17 protein-coding genes are annotated in these 24,856 nt (G+C 62.0%); 9 read left to right on the top strand and 8 right to left on the bottom strand.

What is annotated here, in order from left to right; genetic code table 11:
- The first annotated feature begins 199 nt into the window (after nucleotides 1-199).
- The 5 genes from K9857_RS12920 to K9857_RS12900 all read left to right on the top strand — a co-directional run bounded on the left by K9857_RS12920 (nucleotide 200) and on the right by K9857_RS12900 (nucleotide 5,458).
- Nucleotides 200-916 (top strand): ABC transporter permease, encoded by a 717-nt coding sequence (locus tag K9857_RS12920; RefSeq protein WP_224536291.1) that lies wholly within the window; start codon nucleotides 200-202, stop codon nucleotides 914-916.
- Nucleotides 917-936: 20 nt separating this feature from the next.
- Nucleotides 937-1,830, top strand: a complete 894-nt coding sequence (locus tag K9857_RS12915; RefSeq protein WP_224536288.1) for a glycine betaine ABC transporter substrate-binding protein — start codon at nucleotides 937-939, stop codon at nucleotides 1,828-1,830.
- A gap of 12 nt (nucleotides 1,831-1,842) precedes the next feature.
- Nucleotides 1,843-2,496: an ABC transporter permease gene (locus K9857_RS12910; protein ID WP_224536287.1), complete on the top strand. Its 654-nt coding sequence runs from the start codon at nucleotides 1,843-1,845 to the stop codon at nucleotides 2,494-2,496.
- The gene (locus tag K9857_RS12905; protein ID WP_224536285.1) at nucleotides 2,493-3,650 is read left to right on the top strand and encodes a betaine/proline/choline family ABC transporter ATP-binding protein; all 1,158 of its coding nucleotides are present in this window, start codon (nucleotides 2,493-2,495) and stop codon (nucleotides 3,648-3,650) included. The genes K9857_RS12910 and K9857_RS12905 overlap by 4 nt, the downstream gene beginning before the upstream one ends.
- A gap of 644 nt (nucleotides 3,651-4,294) precedes the next feature.
- Nucleotides 4,295-5,458 (top strand): type III PLP-dependent enzyme, encoded by a 1,164-nt coding sequence (locus tag K9857_RS12900; protein WP_224536283.1) that lies wholly within the window; start codon nucleotides 4,295-4,297, stop codon nucleotides 5,456-5,458.
- A gap of 166 nt (nucleotides 5,459-5,624) precedes the next feature.
- Here K9857_RS12900 and K9857_RS12895 read toward each other — a convergent pair whose 3' ends face one another.
- Both K9857_RS12895 and K9857_RS12890 read right to left on the bottom strand, forming a co-directional pair.
- Entirely contained in the window at nucleotides 5,625-6,380 is a 756-nt protein-coding gene (locus K9857_RS12895) for a tetratricopeptide repeat protein (RefSeq protein ID WP_224536281.1), read from the bottom strand.
- 10 nt (nucleotides 6,381-6,390) lie between these two features.
- Nucleotides 6,391-7,071, bottom strand: coding sequence for a Fe2+-dependent dioxygenase (locus tag K9857_RS12890; protein WP_224536280.1), 681 nt, complete (start codon nucleotides 7,069-7,071; stop codon nucleotides 6,391-6,393).
- Between the two features lie 207 nt (nucleotides 7,072-7,278).
- Between K9857_RS12890 and K9857_RS12885 the strand changes: the two genes are divergently transcribed.
- Nucleotides 7,279-9,603, top strand: a complete 2,325-nt coding sequence (locus tag K9857_RS12885; RefSeq protein ID WP_224536277.1) for a TonB-dependent receptor — start codon at nucleotides 7,279-7,281, stop codon at nucleotides 9,601-9,603.
- Nucleotides 9,604-10,011: 408 nt separating this feature from the next.
- Nucleotides 10,012-12,537, top strand: coding sequence for a PepSY domain-containing protein (locus K9857_RS12880; RefSeq protein ID WP_224536317.1), 2,526 nt, complete (start codon nucleotides 10,012-10,014; stop codon nucleotides 12,535-12,537).
- Between the two features lie 131 nt (nucleotides 12,538-12,668).
- On the opposite strand, the gene K9857_RS12875 is transcribed toward K9857_RS12880, so the two are convergent.
- From K9857_RS12875 to ptsP, 4 genes are all read right to left on the bottom strand, one after another.
- Nucleotides 12,669-14,210 carry an alkaline phosphatase D family protein gene (locus K9857_RS12875; protein ID WP_224536275.1) on the bottom strand — a complete coding sequence of 514 codons (1,542 nt, stop codon included), beginning with the start codon at nucleotides 14,208-14,210 and terminating at the stop codon, nucleotides 12,669-12,671.
- 180 nt (nucleotides 14,211-14,390) lie between these two features.
- The gene (locus K9857_RS12870; protein ID WP_224536273.1) at nucleotides 14,391-16,130 is read right to left on the bottom strand and encodes a PTS fructose-like transporter subunit IIB; all 1,740 of its coding nucleotides are present in this window, start codon (nucleotides 16,128-16,130) and stop codon (nucleotides 14,391-14,393) included.
- Between the two features lie 11 nt (nucleotides 16,131-16,141).
- Entirely contained in the window at nucleotides 16,142-17,083 is a 942-nt protein-coding gene (gene pfkB / locus K9857_RS12865; RefSeq protein WP_224536271.1) for a 1-phosphofructokinase, read from the bottom strand.
- Nucleotides 17,083-19,944, bottom strand: a complete 2,862-nt coding sequence (gene ptsP / locus K9857_RS12860) for a phosphoenolpyruvate--protein phosphotransferase (RefSeq protein ID WP_224536269.1) — start codon at nucleotides 19,942-19,944, stop codon at nucleotides 17,083-17,085. Before ptsP ends, pfkB begins: the two co-directional genes overlap by 1 nt.
- A gap of 304 nt (nucleotides 19,945-20,248) precedes the next feature.
- Here ptsP and cra point away from each other — a divergent pair, with 304 nt between their 5' ends.
- Nucleotides 20,249-21,244 carry a catabolite repressor/activator gene (gene cra, locus K9857_RS12855; RefSeq protein WP_224536266.1) on the top strand — a complete coding sequence of 332 codons (996 nt, stop codon included), beginning with the start codon at nucleotides 20,249-20,251 and terminating at the stop codon, nucleotides 21,242-21,244.
- A 3-nt stretch (nucleotides 21,245-21,247) separates the two neighbouring features.
- Nucleotides 21,248-22,024, top strand: a complete 777-nt coding sequence (locus K9857_RS12850) for a TatD family hydrolase (RefSeq protein WP_224536265.1) — start codon at nucleotides 21,248-21,250, stop codon at nucleotides 22,022-22,024.
- Here K9857_RS12850 and K9857_RS12845 read toward each other — a convergent pair whose 3' ends face one another.
- Nucleotides 22,025-22,414 (bottom strand): hypothetical protein, encoded by a 390-nt coding sequence (locus K9857_RS12845; protein WP_224536262.1) that lies wholly within the window; start codon nucleotides 22,412-22,414, stop codon nucleotides 22,025-22,027.
- Nucleotides 22,415-22,670: 256 nt separating this feature from the next.
- Nucleotides 22,671-24,701, bottom strand: coding sequence for a methyl-accepting chemotaxis protein (locus K9857_RS12840; protein ID WP_224536260.1), 2,031 nt, complete (start codon nucleotides 24,699-24,701; stop codon nucleotides 22,671-22,673).
- Between the last annotated feature and the right edge of the window lie 155 nt (nucleotides 24,702-24,856).

The raw sequence follows: 24,856 nt of genomic DNA, 5'->3' as shown, positions 1-24,856 counted from the left end.
ATGGAACCTTTTAAAAGGTGAAGACGTCCACTCCCCTGTTACGACCACTCGTCAGGGAAGCTGCAACATCCGCAATTCAGCCTGACGAGGCTGTGCTCATGGCTCATTGAGCCGCTTCTCGCGAACGCCCTGCCCGGCAGCCAATGACGGCCTGCCACACGGGACTGCGTTCGCCGACAAAGAAAAAAGGAGTCCGCCTGTGGCTATCCACTATGGCAAAGGGCTGATAGGAGGCGCGTTGGTGATCGCCCTTCTGGCCCTGCTGATCCACTGGATCGGCGTCGATACGATCGAACATTACCGCGACGATTTGCTGTTTTACCTGCAAGCTCATCTGCTGCTTGTCCTCGCGTCCATGCTGGCCGCTCTTGTCGTGGGCCTCCCCGCCGGCATCCTGCTCAGCCGTCCGGGCATGATCGGCCGCGCCGAACGCTTCATGCAGTTCTTCAACATCGGCAACACCGTGCCCCCTCTCGCCGTCCTCGCCATCGCCCTCGGCATACTCGGCATCGGCAGCGGTCCGGCGATCTTCGCCCTGTTCCTCGCCTCGTTATTACCCATCGTGCGCAACACCTTCGAAGGCCTGAAGAACGTTCCGGCCTCGCTCAAGGAAGCCGCCACCGGCATCGGCATGACCCCGCGCCAGGTGCTGTGGAAAGTCGAATTGCCCAACGCCGTGCCGATCATCGTCGGCGGCGTGCGGGTGGCGCTGGCGATCAACGTCGGTACCGCACCGCTGGCGTTCCTGATCGGCGCCAACAGCCTGGGCAGCCTGATATTCCCCGGCATTGCCTTGAACAATCAGCCGCAACTGCTGCTCGGCGCGGCCTGCACCGCGTTGCTGGCATTGCTGCTCGACGGTCTGGTGACAATCGCCAGTCGACTTTGGCTCGAACGCGGTCTGCGCCCGTCTTAAGCCTGAGCAAAGGAATAGTCATGAAAAAAATATGCTTGATTCTAGGCGGCATCCTGCTGCTCGCGGGAATTGCCCAAGCGGCTGAAAAGCCCCCGATCCGCATCGGCGCCCGGGTGTTCACCGAACAGACCCTGCTGGCGGAAATCACCTCGCAATACCTGCGCGCCAAGGGCTACGACGTGCAGGTGACCGGCGGCCTGGGCAGCAACCTGGCCCGCAGCGCCCACGAAAGTGGCCAGCTGGACATGCTCTGGGAATACACCGGGGTGTCGCTGGTGGCCTACAACCACGTCACCGAAAAACTCGACAGCGAACAGTCCTACGCCCGGGTGAAAGAACTCGACGGCAAAAAAGGCCTGGTCTGGCTGACCCCGTCGAAATTCAGCAACACCTACGCCCTCGCCCTGCCGAAAAACGTCGCTGACGAATACCCGCAGATCAACAGCATCAGCGACTTGAACAAGGTGCTGCGCGAGCAAGACAAGGCCAGCAACCTGGTGGCGCTGGACACCGAATTCGCCAACCGCTCCGACGGTCTCGACGGCATGGTGCAGCTGTACGACATGAACCTGTCGCGCAAGAACATCCGCCAGATGGACGCAGGCCTGGTTTACACCGCACTACGCAACGGCCAGGTGTTCGCAGGACTGGTCTACACCACCGACGGCCGGCTCAACGCCTTCAAGCTCAAATTGCTGGAAGACGACAAGCACTACTTCCCCGACTACACCGCAGCGCCGGTTGTCCGCCAGGCCACCCTCGACGCGCACCCGCAACTGGCCGCACAGCTCAAGCCGCTGGCTGAGCTGTTCGACGACAACACCATGCGCGAGCTGAACGCGCGGGTCGATGTCGACCACCAGAGTCCTTCCACCGTGGCCGCGGATTTCCTGCGCCAGCACCCCATCAATTAAGGAGGAAAAGTCATGGAATTCTTTAACGCCTTTTCCCACCTCGACTGGTCGCAAGTCCTGCACCTGACGTGGCAACACATCACTCTGGTGGGTATTGCCGTGACCCTGGCGATTACCGTCGGTGTGCCGCTGGGCATCCTGATGACACGCTTCCCGAGCCTCGCTGGTCCCTTGCAAGCCAGCGCCACAGTGCTGCTGACCGTGCCGTCGATTGCCCTGTTCGGCCTGCTGCTGCCGTTCTACTCCAAGTTCGGCCAGGGCCTGGGACCGATGCCGGCCATCACCGCGGTCTTCCTTTATTCATTGCTGCCGATCATGCGCAACACCTACCTGGCCCTGACCAACGTCGAGCCGGGCATCCGTGAAGCCGCGCGCGGCATCGGCATGACCTTCGGCCAGCGCCTGCGCATGGTCGAGCTGCCGATAGCGGTGCCGGTGATCCTCGCCGGCGTACGTACCGCCGTGGTGATGAACATCGGCGTGATGACCATCGCCGCCACCATCGGCGCCGGCGGTCTTGGTGTACTCATCCTCGCTTCCATCAGCCGCAGCGACATGTCGATGCTGATCGTCGGCGCCGTACTGGTCAGTGTGCTGGCGATCTTCGCCGACCTGATCCTGCAACTGCTGCAACGCTCGTTGACCCCAAAAGGACTCCTGAAATGATCGAACTTCAAAACCTCAGCAAGACCTTCCAGAGCAACGGCAAAGACGTGAAAGCCGTGGACTCGGTGAGCCTGACCGTCAATGAAGGCGAGATCTGCGTGTTCCTCGGGCCATCGGGTTGCGGCAAAAGCACCACGCTGAAGATGATCAATCGCCTGATCAAGCCGACTTCGGGCAAGATCCTGATCAACGGCGAAGACACCACCGATCTGGACGAGGTGACGCTGCGGCGCAACATCGGTTACGTGATTCAGCAGATCGGCCTGTTCCCGAACATGACCATCGAGGAAAACATCGTGGTCGTGCCCAAGCTGCTCGGTTGGGATAAACAGAAATGCCACGACCGTGCTCGCGAACTGATGAGCATGATCAAGCTGGAGCCCAAGCAGTACCTGCATCGCTATCCGCGCGAACTCTCCGGCGGCCAGCAACAGCGCATCGGCGTGATCCGCGCGCTGGCGGCCGAGGCGCCTCTGCTATTGATGGACGAACCCTTCGGTGCGGTCGACCCGATCAACCGCGAGATGATCCAGAACGAGTTCTTCGAGATGCAGCGGGCTCTGAACAAGACCGTGATCATGGTCAGCCACGACATCGACGAGGCGATCAAGCTGGGCGACAAGATCGCGATCTTCCGCGCCGGCAAGCTGCTGCAGATCGATCATCCGGACACCCTGCTGGCCCATCCCGTGGACGACTTCGTCAGCAACTTCGTCGGCCAGGACAGCACCCTCAAGCGCCTGCTGTTGGTGAAGGCCGAAGACGCGGCGGACAACGCACCGTCCGTCAGCCCGGAAACCCCGGTGGCCGAGGCGCTGGAGTTGATGGACGAGCATGACCGTCGTTACGTCGTTGTCACTGATGGCGAGAACAAAGCGCTGGGTTATGTAAGACGTCGCGACCTGCACCGTCAGACCGGCACCTGTGGACAATACCTGCGCGAGTTCAACGCCACTGCGGCGTATGACGAGCATCTGCGCATTCTGTTGTCGCGGATGTACGAGTTCAACCGGGCCTGGTTGCCGGTGATGGACGCCGAGCGGGTGTTTCTTGGGGAAGTGACGCAGGAGTCGATTGCCGAGTATCTGAGCTCGGGCAAATCCCGTGGAGGCAAGACCAGTATCGTTTCGCCTGCGGAAGCTGTGGCCGTCTGACCACACAACTTCAATTGTGGGAGCGAGCCTGCTCGCGATTGCCATTCAGCGGTCAGCGCCTCTGTCGGCTATGAAATTGCTATCGCGAGCAGGCTCGCTCCCACAGGTTCATGTGCAGTTTTTCCGACTTTCGTCTACCGGAAAGAAATATCAACACCTGCTCCCGTCCATCGCCCTGAAAAACAGCCCTCGCCTCAATCAAATCGCACCCCAAACGACCTTCTAGCCGCTAACGTCGCCGATATGACCTCCATCACACTTACCTGCGATCAAGCTCACAACGGCGTCGAACGTGCAGGTATTTTTAACACTTCAAAAATACCGGGGAACATCTGCCCGTCATCTCTGTCCGCTACAAAGAGTGATGTCCGCCACGCACGTCAGAAGAGTGCAAAAACGCGACATTTTTAGTTGATCTCAGGCCCCTCACGCCCTAAAGTTCGCGCCGAACGTCCATGCTGGAAACGATCCATCCGGCTCAAGTACTGACGACGAGACAGCAAGGCCAAGGGATAGCGACACATCCCATGGCCTTTTTGCTTTCGGCGACATGCCTTGGGAAGTAGGCGAACCAAAGTGGGGATACGGAGGACGTTCATTTGCACCCATTGATTTTTCGAGTTTGCCAATAGGAGCTCCCAAGTATGTCGATCCAGGTCGAAGACTATTTCGCGCGCGAAACCTTTCATAAAATGAAGGCGTTCGCCGACAAGCAAGAAACCCCGTTCGTAGTGATCGACACCGCGATGATCGCCCAGGCCTACGATGACCTGCGCGCAGGTTTCGAATTCGCCAAGGTCTACTACGCGGTCAAGGCCAACCCGGCCGTCGAAATCATCGACCTGCTCAAAGAGAAAGGCTCGAGCTTCGACATCGCCTCTATCTATGAGCTGGACAAAGTGCTGGATCGCGGCGTCAGCGCCGATCGCATCAGCTACGGCAACACCATCAAGAAATCCAAGGACATTCGCTACTTCTACGAGAAGGGCGTGCGTCTGTTCTCCACCGACTCCGAAGCCGACCTGCGCAACATCGCCAAGGCCGCACCGGGTTCGAAAGTCTACGTGCGCATCCTGACCGAAGGCTCGACCACCGCCGACTGGCCGTTGTCGCGCAAATTCGGCTGCCAGACCGACATGGCCATGGACCTGCTGATCCTGGCCCGCGACCTGGGCCTGGTGCCTTACGGCATCTCGTTCCACGTCGGCTCGCAACAGCGCGACATCAGCGTCTGGGACGCCGCGATCGCCAAGGTCAAAGTGATCTTCGAGCGCCTGAAAGAAGAAGACGGCATCGAGCTGAAACTGATCAACATGGGTGGCGGCTTCCCGGCCAACTACATCACCCGCACCAACAGCCTGGAAACCTACGCCGAGGAAATCATCCGTTTCCTGAAGGAAGACTTCGGTGACGACCTGCCGGAAATCATCCTGGAACCTGGCCGTTCGCTGATCGCCAACGCCGGCATCCTGGTGAGCGAAGTGGTACTGGTCGCCCGTAAATCCCGCACCGCCGTCGAGCGCTGGATCTACACCGACGTGGGCAAGTTCTCCGGCCTGATCGAAACCATGGACGAAGCCATCAAGTTCCCGATCTGGACCGAGAAGAAAGGCGAGACTGAAGAAGTGGTCATCGCCGGCCCGACCTGCGACAGCGCCGACATCATGTACGAAAACTACAAGTACGGCCTGCCCCTGAACCTGGCCATCGGCGACCGCCTGTACTGGCTGTCCACCGGCGCTTACACCACCAGCTACAGCGCAGTTGAATTCAACGGCTTCCCGCCGCTGAAATCCTTCTACGTGTAAGGCTTGCCGCAAATGAAAAGCCCATGACATGTCATGGGCTTTTTTATGCCTCCAAGAACAACACGTTCCCCTGTAGGAGCGAATTCATTCGCGATGGACTCCAGAACACCGCGGGGCGTCAGGCGTCACGCGTTATCGTTGACGACCATCGCGAATGAATTCGCTCCTACAGGGGTTCGAGTTCGGCCTGGCGGCGGGCGTAGTCTTGCGCCAATGTGCGAATGCGGGGGTCGGTGGCACTGGCCAATGCTGGTGCCGCGACTCTCAGGAAATTCAGGTTTCCTCCTGCCAGCGCCTTGTGCAGCCAGACCAGCGCTTCATCGACATTGCCTTCACCCGCGAGCACTGCGGCGTAGCTGAATTGACCACGGAAATCGCCGCCAACCGCCGAGTGTCGATACCAACTGCGAGCCGCCAATGGATCCGCCGGGCACACCCGCCCTTCTTCCAGATAACGCCCCAACAGGTTCATCGATTTCGCATGACCCAGCTCGGCTGCCTGTTGATAAAACATTAACGCCTGCACCTGATCCTCGACCACACCACGCCCGGTCGCCAGCAGGTTCGCGAGGTTGTACATCGCCCAGTCCAGGCCGCCTTGCGCCGCGACCCGGTAATGCCGCGCGGCAACTGAAGCGTCCGCCTCACAGCCCCAGCCATGCTCGTGACAACGGCCGAGCATGTTGCGCGCCATCAGGTGTCCCTGGCGGGCGGCGATGTCGAACCAGCGCAGCGCCAGCGGTTGATCCTGTGCGATGCCCTGCCCGTCCAGCAGGATTTGCCCCAGCAGCGCCTGGGCCTCGAGCACCTCTTCGCGAGCGGCGACAAGGATCGCCTGGGCTGCGCGGGCCGGGCTTTCGTCGAGCATGGCCTTGAGGCGTTCGCCGTCCAGCGCTTCTTCGCGGCGCAATTGGTAACTCATATCTCACCCCTCATACATCAACCCAGCGGCGCAGCAGGTTGTGATAGGTGCCGGTCAGGCGCACCAGCGACGGGTGATCCGGCACGTCCTGGGTCAGTTGGCGGATCGCCCCGTCCATCTCGAACAGCAGCGCACGCTGGCTGTCTTCGCGCACCAGGCTCTGAGTCCAGAAGAACGAGGCATATCGGGCGCCGCGAGTCACCGCATTGACCTTGTGCAGGCTGGTGCCGGGGTACAGCACCATGTCGCCGGCGGGCAGTTTCACCCGCTGGGTGCCGTAGGTGTCCTGAATCTCCAGTTCGCCGCCGTCGTAGTCCTCGGGCTCGCTGAAGAACAGAGTGGCCGACAGATCGGTGCGCACCCGCTCGACGCTGCCCTGGGGCTGGCGCACGGCGTTGTCGATGTGAAAGTCGAAGCTGCCACCGGCCGTGTAACAGTTCACTAACGGAGGAAAGACTTTGTGCGGCAGCGCCGCGGACATGAACTGCGGATTTTTCCACAGGCGGTCCAGCATCGCCGCGCCGATCTCCTTGGCCAGTGGATGACCTTCAGGCAGCTGCAAATTGTGCTTGGCCTTGGCCGACTGGTAGCCGGCGGTGATCTTGCCGTCGGCCCAATCGGCCTGTTCCAGAGCCTCGCGGATGCGCTGCACTTCTTCTTTGTCGAACACGCCGGGAATGTGCAGCAGCATGGAAAGGACGCCTGAAAACCAAAGGGCGCCAATGGTATTGATTCTTATTGCCTGTGTAAAACCCGGCAGACGAATGAAACTGTAAAAACCGTAAGGATAAATTGTAAAGAATGTAAATTATCTGCGAATAGTAACGTTTCGCAATTGATACAAATACGCGTCTCCCCTATATTCCGCGGCCTCAAATCCTTGGGGAAGGGGAATCACATGTCACGGCAATACCCACAACTACCGGTCAGTTCACCACGTCTGCTCGCCTCCGCCATTGGCGTTGCGATCACTGCCGGTTCTGCGGGCCACATGGTCTTCGCTGCTGAACAAACCGACCAGAAAGCACCGCGCAGCACTCTGTCGCTGGGCGCTACCGCGATCACCGGCGAAGCCCAGGACGAGACCTCCTACAACGTCGAGAAAGCCTCTTCGCCCAAGTACACCGCGCCGCTGGTCGACACTCCGCGTTCGATCACCGTCATCCCGCAACAGGTTCTGAAAGACACCGGCGCCCTGAACATGCAGGACGCGCTGCGCACCGTCCCGGGCATCACCTTCGGTGCCGGTGAAGGCGGCAACCCGCAGGGCGACCGTCCGTTCATCCGCGGCTTCGACGCTCAGGGCGACACCTACCTGGACGGCGTGCGCGACACCGGTTCCCAGAGCCGTGAAATCTTCGCCGTCGAATCGATCGAAGTCAGCAAGGGTCCGAACTCCGCCATCGGCGGTCGTGGCGCAGCGGGCGGCAGCATCAACCTGGTGAGCAAGAAAGCGCACCTGGGCAACTCCTTCGACGGTGGCTTCACCTGGGGTTCGGACCAGACCCAGCGTTACACCCTGGACGGCAACTATCAGTTCTCCGACACCGCCGCCGGCCGTCTGAACCTGATGAGCCACGAAAGCAACGTCGCCGGCCGCCAGAGCGTCGATTACGACCGTTGGGGCGTCGCGCCTTCCCTGGCCTTCGGCCTGGGCACCGACACCCGCGTCAACCTCGACTACTACCACCTGGAAAGCAACGACACGCCGGATTCGGGCATCCCGTACTCGATCCCGACCGCAGGTTCGGCTGCCCGTACCAAGTCCAACCCGGACAAACCGCAGGACGGCGGCGACAGCAGCAACTTCTATGGCTTGACCGACCGCGATTTCCGCAAGGGTCGTACCGACACCGCGACCATCGCCATCGAGCACGACCTGACCGACGCACTGACCGTCAAGAACACCCTTCGTCACGGCTCCAGCATGCAGGACTACATCCTGACCCAGCCGGACGACAGCAAGGGCAACGTCAACAACGGCAGCGTCTGGCGCCGGGCCAACACCCGCGTGAGCAACACCGAGACCACCACCAACCAGACCGACCTGTTTGGTGATGTGTACATCGCAGGCTTCAAGAACAGCTTCGCCACCGGTATCGAGTTGAGCCGCGAGGAAAGCGAAAAGTCCTCGTACAACGTCAACACCGACACCACGCCGGGCACCGCAGCCGCCACCACCAACTGCTCGCCTGCGCTGATCGGCGCGCCAAGCGGCTACAACTGCACCTCGCTGTCCAACCCGATCCCGAGCGATCCATGGAACGGCGCGATTTCGCGCAACTACGCCGGCACCGACACCAAGGCCAACACTTACGCGCTGTATGTGTTCGACACCCTGGAGCTGTCCGAGCAGTGGCTGGTTAACATGGGTCTGCGTTACGACCACTTCGACACCGAATACAAGACTTACACCGCCGCCGGCGCCACCACCGCCAAGGGCGATGACGTCAGCGAGTTCGTGACGGGTCAGTTCGGCGTGGTCTACAAGCCGGCGGAAAACGGCAGCATCTATGTGTCCTACGCCACCTCCGCCACGCCACCGGGCGCGACCCTCGGCGAAGGCCAGGAAGGCAACCCGCTGGGCGGCACGCCGGATCGTAGCGGCAACCTGCTGAGCAGCGACATGGAGCCGGAAACCACCAAGAACTACGAGATCGGTACCAAGTGGGACCTGTTGAATGATCGTCTGTCGCTGACCGCCGACATCTTCCGCACCGAGAAAGAAAACGCTCGCGTGCAGACCAACACCACTACCTACGAAAACGTCGGCAAGACCCGCGTTCAAGGCTTCGAACTGTCGGCCACCGGCAAGCTCACCGACAAGTGGCAAGTGTTCGCCGGCTACGCCTACATGGACAGCGAGCAGGTTGACGGCGGTGATCTGCCGGCCAACCGGGCGAACAATGGCAACGAGTTGCCGAACACACCGAAGAACAGCGCCAGTCTGTGGACGACCTACCAGGTCACGCCGAAGCTGACCATCGGTGGCGGTGCGTTCTACGTCGACGACGTCTTCGGCAGCGTGGCCAACACCACCATGGTCGATTCCTACGTTCGTTACGACGCGATGGCGGCCTACAAGCTGACCAAGAACATCGACCTGCAGCTGAACGTGCAGAACCTGACCGACGAAACCTACTACGACAAAGCCTTCTCGACCCACTTCGCCAACCAGGCGGCGGGCCGTACGGCGCTGTTGAGCACCAACTTCCACTTCTAATACAGAACCGGCGCAATACCTGTAGGCCCCCCCAATCCCTGTGGGAGCGAGCCTGCTCGCGATGGTCGTCAACGATGACGCTGACAGCCTGACACCCAGCGGTGTCAGCACCTCCATCGCGAGCAAGCTCGGCTCCTACAGGTACGGAGTTGCGGTGGTGTTGGTGCCCCGCAATCCCTGTGGGAGCGTGGCTTGCCCGCGATGGTCGTCAACGATGACGTTGGCGGTCTGACACCCCGCGGTGGTCTTGCGTGCATCGCGAGCGTGCTCGCTCCTACAGGGATCCGGTTGAGCCCCGTTCATTCAGGTGAACGGGGCTTTCGTGTGTAAAAAAGAATGTTTCTCGACAACCCGCGGCAGCATAATGCGCGCCGTGATGATTATCTTCGAATGAACAAGGCGAGCGACGTGTTGAAGAAAACCCTGTTCCAGTTGCACTGGTTTTTTGGCATCAGCGCCGGACTGGTCCTGGCCCTGATGGGCATCACCGGGGCGACGGTGTCGTTTCAGGATGAAATTCTGTACGCAATAAACCCTTCGGTATTGCAGGTGCAGAAACAGGTCGCCGGTGTGCTGCCGCCCGCCGAACTGGTGGAAAAGGTCCAGGCCGCCACGGGCCTGAAAGTCGCCATGCTCTCGGTGGACATCGACAGCGACGTTGCCGCCCGCGCGTTCTTCACCCCGCCGCCAGGCGAGCGCCGCGGCCCGATGCGCTTCTTTGACCCGTACACCGGCGAGCTCCTGGGCGATGCCACCGGCCAGCAATTCTTCGGCCTGATGCTGCAACTGCACCGCTTCCTCGCCATGGGTGACACCGGTCGCCAGATCACCGGCGCCTGCACCCTGATCCTGGTGTTCTTCTGCCTGTCCGGCCTGTACCTGCGCTGGCCGCGCCAGTGGAACAGCTGGCGCGTCTGGCTGACCCTCGACTGGAAGAAAAAAGGCCGCAGCTTCAACTGGGATCTGCACTCTGTCGCCGGCACCTGGTGCCTGGTGTTTTACCTCCTGTCAGCGTTGACCGGGTTGTTTTGGTCCTACGAGTGGTACAGCAAGGGCCTGACTCAGTTGCTCTCCGATTCGCCTCAGAACGAACGCGTTCGCAATCGCGGCCCGGCACCCAGTGGTCCGGCGCCAACCGCCGACTATTCAGCCATATGGAGCAGCATCTATAGCGCGGCCGGTCCCGACCTCAGTTTCTACAACACCCGCATGCCACCCGTGGCCGGCCAGCCGGCAACTGTTTACTACCTCTTGAAAGATTCGCCCCACGACCGCGCCCTCAACCAGATCACCCTGGACCCGGTCACCGGTGCGATCAAACGCCACGACCGCTACAGCGACAAGAGCTTCAAGGCGCAGTTGCTGACCAGCATCTATGCACTGCACACCGGGAGTTACTTCGGCATCGGCGGACGCGTCATCCTGACCATCACCGCCCTGACCATGCCGCTGTTCTTCGTCACCGGCTGGATGCTCTACCTCGACCGTCGACGCAAGAAGCGCCAGATCAAGGACGCGCGCATAGGCCTGGCGCAACCGGGCAGCGATGCTCCTGCGTGGCTGATCAGCTTCGCCAGCCAGAGCGGTTTTGCCGAACAGCTGGCGTGGCAGACCGCCGGCCAATTGCAGGCCGCCGGGTTGCCGGTGAAGGTGCAGCCGCTGGCGAACACCAGCGAACAGGACCTCAAGGACTCGAGCAACGCACTGTTCGTGGTCAGCACCTTCGGCGACGGCGAAGCACCGGACAGCGCCCGTGGTTTCGAGCGCAAGGTGCTGGGCCGGGCGCTGAGCCTGGACAGCCTGAACTACGCGGTGTTGGGCCTCGGCGACCGTCAGTACGAGCACTTCTGCGGCTTCGCCCGCCGCCTGCACAACTGGCTGGGCGAGCACGGCGGCAAGACGCTGTTCGCCCCGGTGGAAGTCGACAGCGGCGATCCGTACGCCTTGCGCCACTGGCAGCAGCAACTCGGCATGCTGACCGGCCAGGCACCGGTGGATACCTGGCAAGCCCCGAGCTACGACAACTGGACCCTGACCCGTCGCGAGCTGCTCAACCCGGAAAGCGCTGGCGCGCCTGTCTACATGTTGGGCCTTACCGCACCGAACACCAGCAGTTGGCTGGCCGGTGATCTGGTGGAAGTGCTGCCGCGCAATTGCCCTTGGGCTATTGAACATTTCCTCGAAGGTCTGGGCATCGATGGTCGCGCGAGCATCACGCTCGACGGCTTGTCGCAACCGCTGGAGCAAGCCCTTGCCAGCAAACAGTTGCCCGAGAACCGCAGCCATCTGGTCGGCCTGCACGCCCAGGCGCTGGTCGATGCGCTGGTGCCACTGGCGATGCGTGAATACTCCATCGCCTCGATCGCCGCCGACGGCATTCTCGAACTGATCGTGCGCCAGGAAATGCACCCTGATGGCAGCCTCGGCGTAGGCTCCGGCTGGCTTACCGAGCATGCGCCGGTCGGCGGCAGCATCAGCCTGCGGGTGCGCCGCAACAGTGGTTTCCATCTGCCGAACGAAGCGGTGCCGATGATCCTGTTGGGCAACGGCACCGGCCTTGCCGGACTGCGCAGCCTGCTCAAGGCGCGGATTGCCGATGGTCAGCAACGTCATTGGTTGTTGTTCGGCGAACGCAATCGCGAGCACGATTTCCTGTGCCGCAGGGAGCTGGAAGACTGGCTGATTGAAGGCGACCTGCAGCGCCTGGATCTGGCGTTTTCCCGGGACCAGGCGGAAAAGATCTACGTCCAGGATCGCCTGCGCGAATCGGCCGCTGAACTGAGGAAGTGGCTGGCGGACGGTGCCGTGATCTACATCTGCGGCAGCCTGCAAGGCATGGCCTCGGGGGTGGATCAGGTGTTGAACGAAATTCTCGGCGCTGCCGAAGTCGAGCGTCTGATCGAACAGGGCCGCTACCGCCGCGACGTTTACTGATTCAACACCCACCCTGTAGGAGCCGAGCTTGCTCGCGATGGTCGTCAACGATAACGCTGGGAATCTGATACCCCGCGGCGTTCTCGAGGGCATCGCGAGCAAGCTCGGCTCCTACAGGGGACGGGTGTAGATCAGGTTGGTTGCAGCTTCTGCTCAAAAACCAAAACCCCATCCAGATCCCGCAACACCACGCTCATCTCCCCGCTCTGCCCCTCGATGTTCACCTCACCGAAAAACTGAAATCCGGCAAACGGCGAAACGTTCTGCGCCGTCGGTGCTTTCTGGAACACCACCTCCGGACCAAAGGTTCTGTCCAGCGCATTGGGCCCGAATGTCCCGGCGTTCAACGGCCCGGCGACGAACTCCCAGAACGGCTCGAAATCCTGAAACGCCGCGCGATCCGGGTGGTAGTGATGGGCCGCGCAGTAATGCACATCCGCCGTCAGGAACACGAAGTTGCGCACCTGCTGCGCCCGCAGAAACCCCAGCAACTCGGCCACTTCCAGCTCCCGTCCCTGGGCAGGCCCCGGGTCACCGTTGGCCACGGCTTCCCAACGAGCCACACCGGGACTGACCTCGCCATCGGGCACGCCGAGGCCGATGGGCATGTCGGCGGCGATCACCTTCCATTGGGCGTTCGAGGCCTTGAGCGACGCCTTCAACCAGTCCAGTTGCTCGCGCCCCAGGAAAGGCTTGGCATTGCCCAGATTGTCGTCGTTGGCGCCGCGATAACTGCGCATGTCGAGCACGAACACATCCAGTAGCGGCCCATAACTGAGCTGTCGATAAATGCGCCCGCCAGCACCGGCGCTCTGCAAACGCATCGGTGCATATTCGAGCCAGGCCTGACGCGCGCGATCCACCAGGCTGTGGATATCCTTGCTCTTGTAGCGCTCATCCAGCTGCTTGCCCGGCGACCAGTTGTTCACCACCTCGTGGTCGTCCCACTGCCAGATCTGAGGCACTTCGGCGTTGAAGCGGCGGATGTTTTCGTCCATCAGGTTGTAGCGGTAATTGCCACGGTAATCATCGAGGGTTTCGGCGACTTTGCTCTTGGCCTCGGTGGTGATGTTGCGCCACACCCGCCCGCTCTCGGTGACCAGTTGCGCCGGCACAGGGCCGTCGGCGTAGATGGTGTCGCCGCTGTGGATAAAGAAGTCCGGCAGGCGCAGACGCATGGCTTCGTAGATGCGCATGCCGCCGATGTCCGGGTTGATGCCGAAGCCCTGGCCGACGGTGTCGCCGCTCCAGACGAAACGGAGGTCGCGACGGGTCTGCGGCACGCTGCGCAGATGGCCGAACCAGGGTTCACTGGCGACACCGCTCTGGGCGTCTTCGAATTGCACGCGGTAGAAAATCGCCTGGTCGGCGGGCAGCCCGGTCAGCTCGACCCGAGCGGTGAAATCGCTGCGGGCATCGGCCAGCGGCGAAACGAATCGACGGGGATTGGGAAACAGGCTGCGGGTGTCCCACTCCACCACCATCCGCGCCGGACGATCGCAGCGGCTCCAGATGATTGCGCGGTCACCGAGCAGGTCGCCGGACTGCACGCCATCGGTGAGTTTTGGACGATCCTTGACCGAAGCGATCACCGCCGGCGCCAGCCCCGGCAACAACAGCCCGGCGCCGACGGCCTGCACGACACGGCGACGTCCGAGGTTGAATTCGCTCATGGTGTTCTCCCTGAAAAAGGAAAAACTAAAGCACGGCTGGATGTCTCACAGATGACACACCCCTGACCCTGTAGGAGCGAGCATGCTCGCGATGGTCGTCAACGATAACGCTGGAGGCCTGATGCCCCGCGGTGTTTATGCGTTCATCGCGAGCATGCTCGCTCCTACAGTAGAGGGCGATTATGCGCTCACGGGCTCGACCGCCAGCTCCACCACCTCCGGCCGCTTGACCAGCGCATACACCACCGCCGTCAACAAACTCCCCGCCACGATCGCCAGCAGATACAGCAACGCATGGTTGATCGCATTCGGGATCGCCAGCACGAACAAACCACCGTGGGGCGCCATCAGCTTGCAGCCGAAATACATCGACATGGCACCGGTCAACGCACCGCCGGCGATGCTCGCCGGGATCACCCGCAACGGGTCCTTGGCGGCGAACGGAATCGCACCTTCGGAGATGAAGCACAACCCCAGCACCAGCGCCGCTTTCCCGGCTTCACGTTCAGTCTGGGCGAACTTGCGCCGAGCGATGAAGGTCGCGATCCCCAGGCCAATCGGCGGCACCATGCCGGCAGCCATGGTCGCGGCCATCGGTGCATAACTCTGCGACGCCAGCAGCCCCACCGAGAAGGCATACGCGGCCTTGTTGATCGGCCCGCCAAGGTCGACGCACATCATCCCGCCCAGCAACACGCCGAGCAGAATCGCGTTGGTGGTACCCATGCTGTCGAGGAAATGCGTCAGCCCTTCAAGCATCCCCGCCACCGGTTTGCCAACCACGTAAATCATCACCAGACCGGTGAACAGACTGGCCAGCAACGGGATGATCAGGATCGGTTTCAGCGCCTCCAGACTCTGCGGTAAGCGCGCATAACGGTTGATCGCCTGGGCCGTGTAGCCGGCGATGAAACCGGCAATGATCCCACCGATGAAACCGGCGCCCAGGGTGCTGGCGAGCAGACCGCCGATCATCCCCGGCGCCAGGCCAGGACGGTCGGCAATCGAGTAGGCGATGTAACCGGCCAGCAACGGCACCATCAGCTTGAACGCAGTGTCGCCGCCGATCTGCATCAGGGCGGCGGCAAGGGTGCCCTGCTCCTTGAACGCGGTGATGCCGAACACGAACGACAGCGCGATCATCAGACCGCCCGCCACCACCATCGGCAACATGAACGACACACCGGTCAGCAGGTGTTTGTAGATCCCGGCCTTCTCTGACTTGGCCGGGGCTTTCGCGCCGGTCGATGCGCTTTCCTGCACGCCTTCGGCCAGCGCCTTGTTCAGGGTGGCCTCGGCCTGCTTGAGGGCGATGCCGGTGCCGCAGCGGTAGATTTTCTTGCCGGCGAAACGCTCGGTGGCGACTTCGATGTCCGCCGCCAGCAGCACCACGTCGGCATCGGCAATTGCTTGGGCACTGAGCGGATTGCGCGCGCCGACCGAGCCCTGGGTTTCCACCTGCAGGTCATAACCCAGGCGCTTGGCCGCCTGTTGCAAAGCTTCGGCGGCCATGAAGGTGTGGGCGACACCGGTCGGGCACGCGGTGACTGCAACCAGTCTCGGGGCGTTGGCGGTGACCGGCGCAGGTGCGACGACAGCTTCAGGTGCGTGATACACCGTCGCCTCTTCGGCGCCTCGGCGCAGCACCGCCTCCACGTCCTGCAGGGCCTGGGCCGGGGTGCTCTGGTAGACGCGTTTGCCGACGAATCGCGACATGTCCACCGGGGTGCTGGTCACCAGCAACACCCACTCGGCCGCCTCCAGCGTGGCCGCCGACAACTGACGCTCAGGATGCGTTGCATCGCTGACTTCGACGCAGGTCATCCAGCCCTGGCGCTGGGCCGCCGCGTCCAGCAGACGGGCGCACAGCACACTGGTGACCATGCCGTTGGGGCAGGCAGTAACAATGGCTAACTTCATGACCAACCCTCTTATTGTTCTGTCAGGGGGCGCACGCGCACACCCTGTTCAAGCAGCGCCAGTTGCGCCGTATCGCCGATGCCGAAACCGATCTGGGTCACCGCCATCGCGGCAATCGCCGTGGCCGTGCGCAGGGTTTGCTCAGGGGTGTCGGCACTGAGTAAACCGTGGAGCATGCCTGCCAACAGCGAGTCTCCCGCGCCCACCGTACTGGCGACGCTGACCTTGGGCGGCGTGGCATGCAGCGCCGAGCCGACGCTGAACCAGTTCACACCATCGGCACCGTGGGAAACCACGACATGTTCGATGCCTTGCGCATGCAGACGATTCGCGGCCTCGGCCTGTGCCAGCACCGATACCACTTCGCAACCGAGCACTTCGGCAAGCTCTTCGGTGTTGGGTTTGATCAGCCAGGGGCCGGCCTTGAGCGCGGCGGCCAACGCCTCGCCGCTGGTGTCGAGGGCGACTTTCAAACCGAGGTTTTTCAAACGCAGGATCAAACCCTGCAACCACTGCGGGCTGACGCCCTGGGGCAGACTGCCGGCGACTACGACCGCGTCATGCTCCGGGGCAATCTGCTCCAGACGCTCGAGCAAGGCCTGCTGCGCCTCTGCGCTGACCTTGGGTCCGGGACCGTTGAGATCGGTGATGCGTCCGTCGCCTTCCGCCAGCTTGATATTGCTGCGGGTCTCGCCGGGCACGCGGATGAACGCGTCGGTGAAACCGCGTTTGGCGAACAGGGTTTCGAACGCCTGCAGATTGTCTTCACCGAGAAAACCGCTGACCGTCAGCTGATGCCCGAGGTCCGCCAGCACCTGCGCCACGTTCACCCCTTTACCGGCGGCGTGGGTGTGCATGACGTCGCTGCGGTTGACCTGACCGGGTTCCAGGCGCGGCAACTGCACCGTCAGATCCAGCGCCGGGTTGAGGGTCAGGGTCAGAATCCTGGCCATTACAAGGCCTCCACTAATGCACGTACTTCATTGGCGCTGCCCACGGCGAGCGCTTCCTGGGCGAGATTTCTGGCCTGGCTCAGGCTGAGTTCGCGAACCCGCGCCTTGACCTCGGGAATGCTGCGCGCGCCCACGCTCAGCTCATCCACTCCCAGCCCGACCAGCACCGGCACCGCCAAGGGATCCGCCGCCAGCTCGCCGCACACGCCCACCCATTTGCCATGGGCATGGGCCGCGCGCACGGTGATGTCGATCAGTTGCAGCACCGCCGGGTGCAGACCATCGGCCTGGGCCGACAGGGTCGGATGACCGCGGTCGATGGCCAGGGTGTATTGCGTCAGGTCGTTGGTGCCGACGCTGAAGAAGTCGACCTCCTTGGCCAGCACCGGCGCCAGCAGGGCGGCCGACGGCACTTCGATCATGATCCCCAGTTGCAGGTCAGCCACCGGGATTTCCCGGCGCAGGCGCTGGGTCATGTCCCGGGCCTGGCGCCACTCGTCGACGCTGCCGACCATGGGAAACATGATGCGCAGCGGGCGGTTGTCGGCGGCTCGCAGCAGGGCGCGCAATTGCGCCTCCATGATCTGCGGCCTTTGCAGGGTCAGGCGAATGCCGCGCACGCCGAGGAACGGGTTTTCTTCCTTGGCGATTGGCCAATAAGGCAAGGGTTTGTCGCCACCGACATCGAGGGTGCGCACCACCAGCGGCCGCCCGGCGAGGCCATCGAGCACGCGACGGTATTCGGCTTCCTGGGTGGCTTCGTCCGGCGCTTGTTGATGGGCCATGAAAATCAGTTCGGTACGCAGCAGGCCGATGCCTTCGGCGCCCTGCTCCACCGCCGCCACCACCGCTGAGCTTTCGCCGATATTGGCCACCACTTCGACGGCATGACCATCTGTTGTATGTGCTGGTTGATGACGTTGTTCGGCGGCCGCCTTGAGCCGTTGTTCGCGGGTGTCGCGCTCTTCGGTGGCGCGCTGCAAGGTGCTTGCGTCGGCATCCACATGCAGTCGACCGCGCTGCCCGTCGAGCAGCAACGGCGTGCCTGGCGCCAGCAGCAATACCGCCGCGCCTGCTCCGACCAGCGCCGGAATGCCCAGGGCACGGGCGACGATGGCGCTGTGGGCCGTGGCGCCACCGCGCGCGGTGAGAATGCCGGCGACCCGGGCCGGGTCCAGGCGCGCCACGTCGGACGGGCCGACTTCATCCATCACCAGAATGTAGGGTTGCTCGGGTTCGCTCGGGGTTTGCACGCCACACAATTGCGCCAGCACCCGACGCCCCACATCACGCAAATCGGCGGCGCGCTCGGCGAGCAGCGCGTCATGCAGGGCTTCCTGCTGCCGGGCGGCCGCTTCGATCACCGACATCCACGCCGCTTCCGCGCTTTCGCCCTGCTTGAGGCGAGTGTCGACTTCATCGGTCAGTTCCGGGTCGTCGAGCATTTCCTGGTGGGTGATGAAAATCTCGCGAATCGCCTTGGCCTTGCTGCGTTCGATCAGGCCCTGAATGTCGGCACGCACCTGCACCAGCGCCTGCTTGAGACGCTCACGCTCGACAGCGGCGGACTCACCGCGCAAAGGGTAATCGATGGCCTGCTGCACCTGAATGTGCGCCGGGCCGATGGCGATACCCGGTGCGGCGGCGATGGCCTGAATCAGGCTGCCGGAGGCCGGGGCCAGCAACACCTCGGCAATATCGGCCACTTCTTCGACTGGCTGGCTCACCGCCGGCAATGGCTCGACCTCTTCGCCCAGGCCTTCTTCGATGGCGGCCAGCAATGCGGGCAACGCATCGGCGGCGATGCTCGGCTCGGCGATGATTTCCAGCACCTGTCCGCGCCGGGCGCCGAGGCTGAGCAGCTTGCTCAGGCTCTTCACCGACACGGCGCTGTCCTGGCCATCGACGATGCGGATGCGGATTTCGCCTTCGAAACTCTTGGCCAGCTGCGCGAGGATTTTCGCCGGCCGCGCATGCAGACCATGGGCATTGGCCAGGGCGATACGGGCGCTCGGCCAGTCCGCCGGCAATTCACCGCCGAGCACTTCGAGCACCGCGCGGCAACTGGTGGCGCGGCCCAATTCATTGCCGCGACCTTCAATCAGCAGCGCGCACAGGCGTTCGAGCAGGGCCTGATGCGCCTCGCCCAGGCTGGCCAGACAGAACAGACCGTTCAGCGGCTGGCCGAGGTAGCGCAAGGGCTTGTCCGGGGTTACGAAGGCCAGGCCTGGACGCTTGACGGTCTGCTCGCTGTGCAGCCACCACAAGCCATCGCCCAGCGGCAGCGCTTCGACCTGCTGCAACACGGCGGAGAAACCGTTGCTGACGCAGTCGGCCTGGCGCAAAAGACGTGCACCGCGCCACACCAGTTCTTCGAAATCCTCGGCGGCAACGGACAGGCCGATCATCTGCGCATCCAGCGCCAACTCCTGGGGCGCGCCTTGCAGCAGTTTCAGCAACGCTTCGGGAGAGCTGGCGCGACGCAGGGCCTGGCCCAGATCGGTCTCGCCGAGGGCGCGGGTCAGCAGTTGCAGCAGGCGCAGGTGTTCGTCGGATTTGGCGGCGATACCGATCGCCAGGTAGACGATCTGCCCGTCCCCCCAATCCACGCCCTCGGGAAACTGCATCAGGCGCACGCCGGTTGTGAACACCTGATCGCGGGTTTGCGGAGTGCCGTGGGGGATGGCAATACCTTGACCAAGAAAGGTCGAGCCCTGGGCTTCGCGCGCCTGCAAGCCGGCGAGGTAACCCTCGGCGACCAGGCCGTCGGCCACCAGGTGGCTGGCCAGCAACTGCAACGCCTCGGACTTATCCACAGCCGACTGGCCCATGGATATCTGCTCCACTGTGAGCTCGAGCATGATTTCTCCTTTTTGGCGCCCTGTGGACACCAGGTATTGTTTTGAATGATTCAGCTTAGGCGCCTGTCTCAGGACAAGATTTGGCAGTTTCGCGGCAGAACCGAGCACAAATCAAAAAAGGGCACCAATCACCTTGAAAATACGCTTGCTGAAACGTTTAATCTAGCATGATTGGCACGTTAATCGATAACCGTGAAATCGGAAAGTCCAATTGTCGGATGCGCTGCGACAAGGGTCGACTATCTGAATCGGTTAGGATTGGCGAAACTGTCGGGCAAGCTCGAAAAAACAAGGAAACAACGGGTTGAAACTCAGTGATATCGCCCAGTTGGCCGGTGTGTCCGTTACCACCGCCAGCTATGTCATCAACGGCAAGGCCGAACAGCAACGCATCAGCAGCGCGACCGTCGAGCGCGTGCGTGCGGTGGTCGACCAGCACGGCTTCACGCCCAATCCCCAGGCCGCCGGACTGCGCAGCCGGCATACCCGCACGTTGGGCTTCATTCTGCCGGACCTGGAAAACCCCAGTTACGCGCGCATCGCCAAGCTCCTTGAACAAGGCGCCCGGGCGCGCGGTTACCAACTGCTGATCGCCAGCTCCGACGACGCGCCAGACAGCGAGCGACAATTGCTCCAACTGTTCCGCGCCCGGCGCTGCGATGCGCTGATTGTCGCCAGTTGCCTGCCCGTCGGTGACGACAGCTATCGCCAGTTGCAAGCCAAAGGCATCCCGATCATTGCCGTCGACCGGGTGATGGAGCCAGAGCACTTCTGCTCGGTGATCAGCGACGACCGCGAGGCCAGCCTGCACCTGACCCAGAGCTTGCTGGATCCACTGCCCAAACAGATCGCCCTGATCGGTGCCCGTCCGGAACTAAGCATCAGCCAGGAACGTGCCGCCGGTTTTAAACAGGCGTTGAGCGGTTATACGGGTGAAGTGATGATCGAACACGGCGAATCCTTCAGCCGTGAATGCGGCAAGCAGTTGATGGAGGAAATGCTCCAGCGTGTCGGCCATTTGCCGGAAGCGCTGGTGACCACTTCCTACGTGCTGCTCCAGGGCGTGTTCGATGCCTTGCATGATTTCCCGCTGAAAACCCGCCCGCTACGCCTGGGCACCTTTGGTGACACTCAACTGCTGGACTTCCTGCCGTTGCCGGTCAACGCCATGGCCCAGCAGCACCAACTGATCGCCGACAAAGCCCTGGCCCTGGCCCTGGCGGCCATCGAACAGTCTGATTACCAGCCCGGCGTACAGGCCATCGCCCGTACCTTCAAGCAGCGTATTCGCCAGGATTGAACCGTGGAACTGATCGACACCCACACCCATCTGGACTTCCCGGATTTCGACGCCGACCGTCAGGCGCTGATGAGCGAAAGCCGCGCCCTCGGCGTGCGCCAGATGGTGGTGTTGGGGGTTTATCAGGGCAACTGGCAGCGGGTCTGGGAGTTGGTGCAAGACGATCCGGATTTGTACGCCGCGTTCGGCCTGCACCCGGTGTATCTGGACGATCATCGCCCCGAGCACCTGACTGAACTGGGTGACTGGCTGACGCGCCTGGCCGGTCATCAACAGCTGTGCGCCGTGGGCGAAATCGGCCTGGACTACTTCATCGAAACTCTGGATCGCGATCGTCAGCAGGTATTGTTCGATGCACAACTGCAGCTGGCGGCGGACTTCAACCTGCCTGCGCTGATCCACGTTCGACGCAGCCATGCGGCGGTGATCGCCACGCTCAAACGTTTCAAGCTCAAGCGCGCCGGCATCATCCACGCCTTCGCCGGCAGCCGTGAGGAAGCCCGGGAATACATCAAGCTGGGTTTCAAGCTGGGATTGGGCGGCGCCGCCACCTGGCCCCAGGCCCTGCGCATGCATCGGGTGCTGGCCGAGTTGCCGCTGGAGACGGTGGTGCTGGAAACCGATTCACCGGACATGGCGCCCGCCATGTTCCCCGGTCAACGCAACAGCCCGGCGCACCTGCCGGCGATCTGCGCGGCACTGGCCGAGATCATGGCCATCAGCCCCGAGCAATTGGCCGGCGCCAGCACGGCCAATGCGCGAGAGCTGTTCAACTGGTAGTCAGTCAGCGTGGGCCTTGGCGGCCTCGAGAATCAGCGTCATGTGCTGACGATGGCGGGCAAATCCTACGGCGACGAAATACACGAAAATCGCCAGCAATGAGTAATTCAACTGCTCGACGACGCTGATCAAACCCACCCACTCCAGCACCAATGCCACCAGCAGCGCGGTACAGATCATCACCAGCAGACTCGCCTTCAACATGGCCAGGGAATCGAGGGATTTGAAGCGCTTGATCTGCTTCGGATCGCGCAGTTGCAGGGCCTTCTGGCAGTTGGAACAGGTAAACGACTCGTTGATGGAGATGGCATTGAGCTGCCAGGGTTCGAGCGTCATCGTACGCTGGCAATGGGCGCAGCGGCCCTGAATTCCAAGCGATGCAACAGCCATGACCCTGCCTCCTTTTTGTGTCAGTGAACTGAATCATCTTTCATTGAAGACGAAAAACCAGCTCGCGGATTAAATCAGGAGCTTGCCTACTGACAGAAGGCAAAAGTATTACGGGAAATTCGGAGATTTGGCCTGTGGGACCCGAGCTGTGGGAGCGAGCCTGCTCGCGATAGCGGTTTTGCAGCCAACACAATGTTGAAGCTGAAAACGCCATCGCGAGCAGGCTCGCTCCCACAGTTTGAGGTGTGGTGTCTGTTTAAACGCGGAACGCGCCGATCAGCTGCTTGAGCTCCACCACCTGCATCGACAGCGCACGACTGGCATCCTCGGTCTGGTGCGCGCCTTCGGCGGTACGCTCGCCGGCGCGGTTGATCTCGACGATGTTCTGGTCGATGTCGTGGGCCACAGCGGTCTGCTGCTCCACGGCCGCCGCGATCTGCTGGTTCTGATCGACGATCATGCCAACCGCGCCGAGGATGTTTTCCAGGGCCTGCTGGACCTTTTCCGACTGCCCCACGGTGCCATTGGCCATTTCATGGCTGATGCCCATGGCCTTCACGGCGGCACCGACACCGCCGTGAAGCCTGGCGATCATCTGTTCGATTTCTTCGGTCGATTGCTGGGTGCGCTTGGCCAGGGTCCGCACTTCGTCCGCCACCACGGCGAAACCTCGCCCCTGCTCCCCGGCCCGCGCCGCTTCGATCGCCGCGTTGAGCGCCAGCAGGTTGGTCTGCTCGGCGATGCTCTTGATCACTTCCAGCACACGGCTGATGGACTGGCTGTCGCTGGCCAGTTGATTGATCACCAGCACCGATTGATCGATCTCGCTGGCCAGCGCGGCGATGCTGCCCTGCTGGGACTGCACCAGGCCACGGCCGCTGATGGTTTCGTCATTGACGCTGTGGGCGCTGCTAACCGCCGCAGCGGCACTGCGCGCCACCTCAAGCGAGGTGGCGGACATCTGGTTCATCGCCGTGGCGACCTGCTCGATCTGCGTGCGCTGCCCGGCCACGGCCTGGTTGCTCTGCGCCGAAACATTCTCCACCTGTCCGGCCTGGCGCTCGACTTCGCCGACGGTGTGCCCCACGCGCTCGATCAGGTCATGGATTTTTTTCACGGTGCCGTTGAACACCTCACCCAATTCGCCCAGCTCATCCTTGCTGTGAGCACTGAAAGTGACCGTCATGTCGCCGGCCGCCACCTTGTCCATCACCCCGCCAAGGCGTTTGAGGGTGGTGCGGGTCGAGGCGTAGAAGCCGCCGTACAGGTAGAAAATCAGTACAAACACCACCGACAGCGCCACCGCCTGCAGGATCATGTGGGTGCGATTCTGCTCCAGGCGTTGTTGCAGCTGGATGTCGAGAAATTTCAGGGTGGCGTCGTTCAGCTGGTAAGTCTGATCCATCAACCCGGTGACCTGATCGTAAAAACCCTGCCACGGCGTATCCAGGGTGTCGGCCATCACCACTTTCTCTTCGAACAGCTCACTGGCCTTTTTCAACGAGGCCTTGCTGCTGTCGGCCACGACGCTAAGGGTGTCCCGCGCGGCCTTGCTGGAGGCCAGGGTGTCCTGCAGCTTCAGGCTGTATTCGCCCTGGAGTTTTTCGATCTGCGACAGCAGCTCATCGAATCGGGTGCTCGACGCGGAATTGAGAAACCCTTGGCCCAGGGAAGAAGAACCGATGGCCCGGCCCTCGCCCAGAATCTGGGTAATGCGCGGTGTCACGGTGGTGGCGAGTTCGCTGAGCTGACGCATGTCGCTTTGATTGTCGCGGCTCAGGCCCGCCTGACTGGCAATGATCTGACTGAAGATCTGCGCGCTGCCGAGCAATTTGCCGGTCAGGGCACTTTTGCTTTGCAGGGATTTTTCCGCTTGCTGCGCCTTGAACGCCGCGATCATTTCATCGCGCTTGCCGTTGAATACCGCGATCTGCTCCGGATCGGTGGTCATCGCCGTCAGTGCTTGCATGCGGGTCAAAATGCCCTGTTCCAGCGTGCTGATCTGCGATTCGAGATTGCCCGCTTTGGCCGACTGACCGAGGGCGACGTTGATCTGCACCAGGTTGTTCAAGGTCTCCAGATCGCGCCGTAGCTCCACGCTTCGACCCAACAGATCGAGGCTCTGCAGTTCAATGCGGGTACCCTGGAATTCGCGATAGGAATCACGGACCAGATAGAAGTTGGTCACCAGCATCGGCACCAGGAACAGAACACTGATCAGGCTGAACTTCATGCCGAAGCTCAAGCGGTTCATCAGCGCGACGGCGGGATAGAGCAAGCTCTTCACTGGAAGTCTCCCTTGGTTTTCTTATTTTTATTCGCGGGCGCAGCCAGACAGCAGATAGCCACTATTGGGCGCTATCCGTATATAACTCAAATTTGGGGATGGTTTTGTAACTTAAGGTTAACGGGAAAGCTTCGCGGGCAAGCCTCGCTCCTACC

This window comes from Pseudomonas sp. REP124, from assembly GCF_020164475.1.
In the GTDB taxonomy this organism is placed as follows: Bacteria; Pseudomonadota; Gammaproteobacteria; order Pseudomonadales; family Pseudomonadaceae; genus Aquipseudomonas.
Note: the sequence above shows the minus strand (reverse complement) of the source record. Positions and strands in the feature narration are given on the sequence as shown.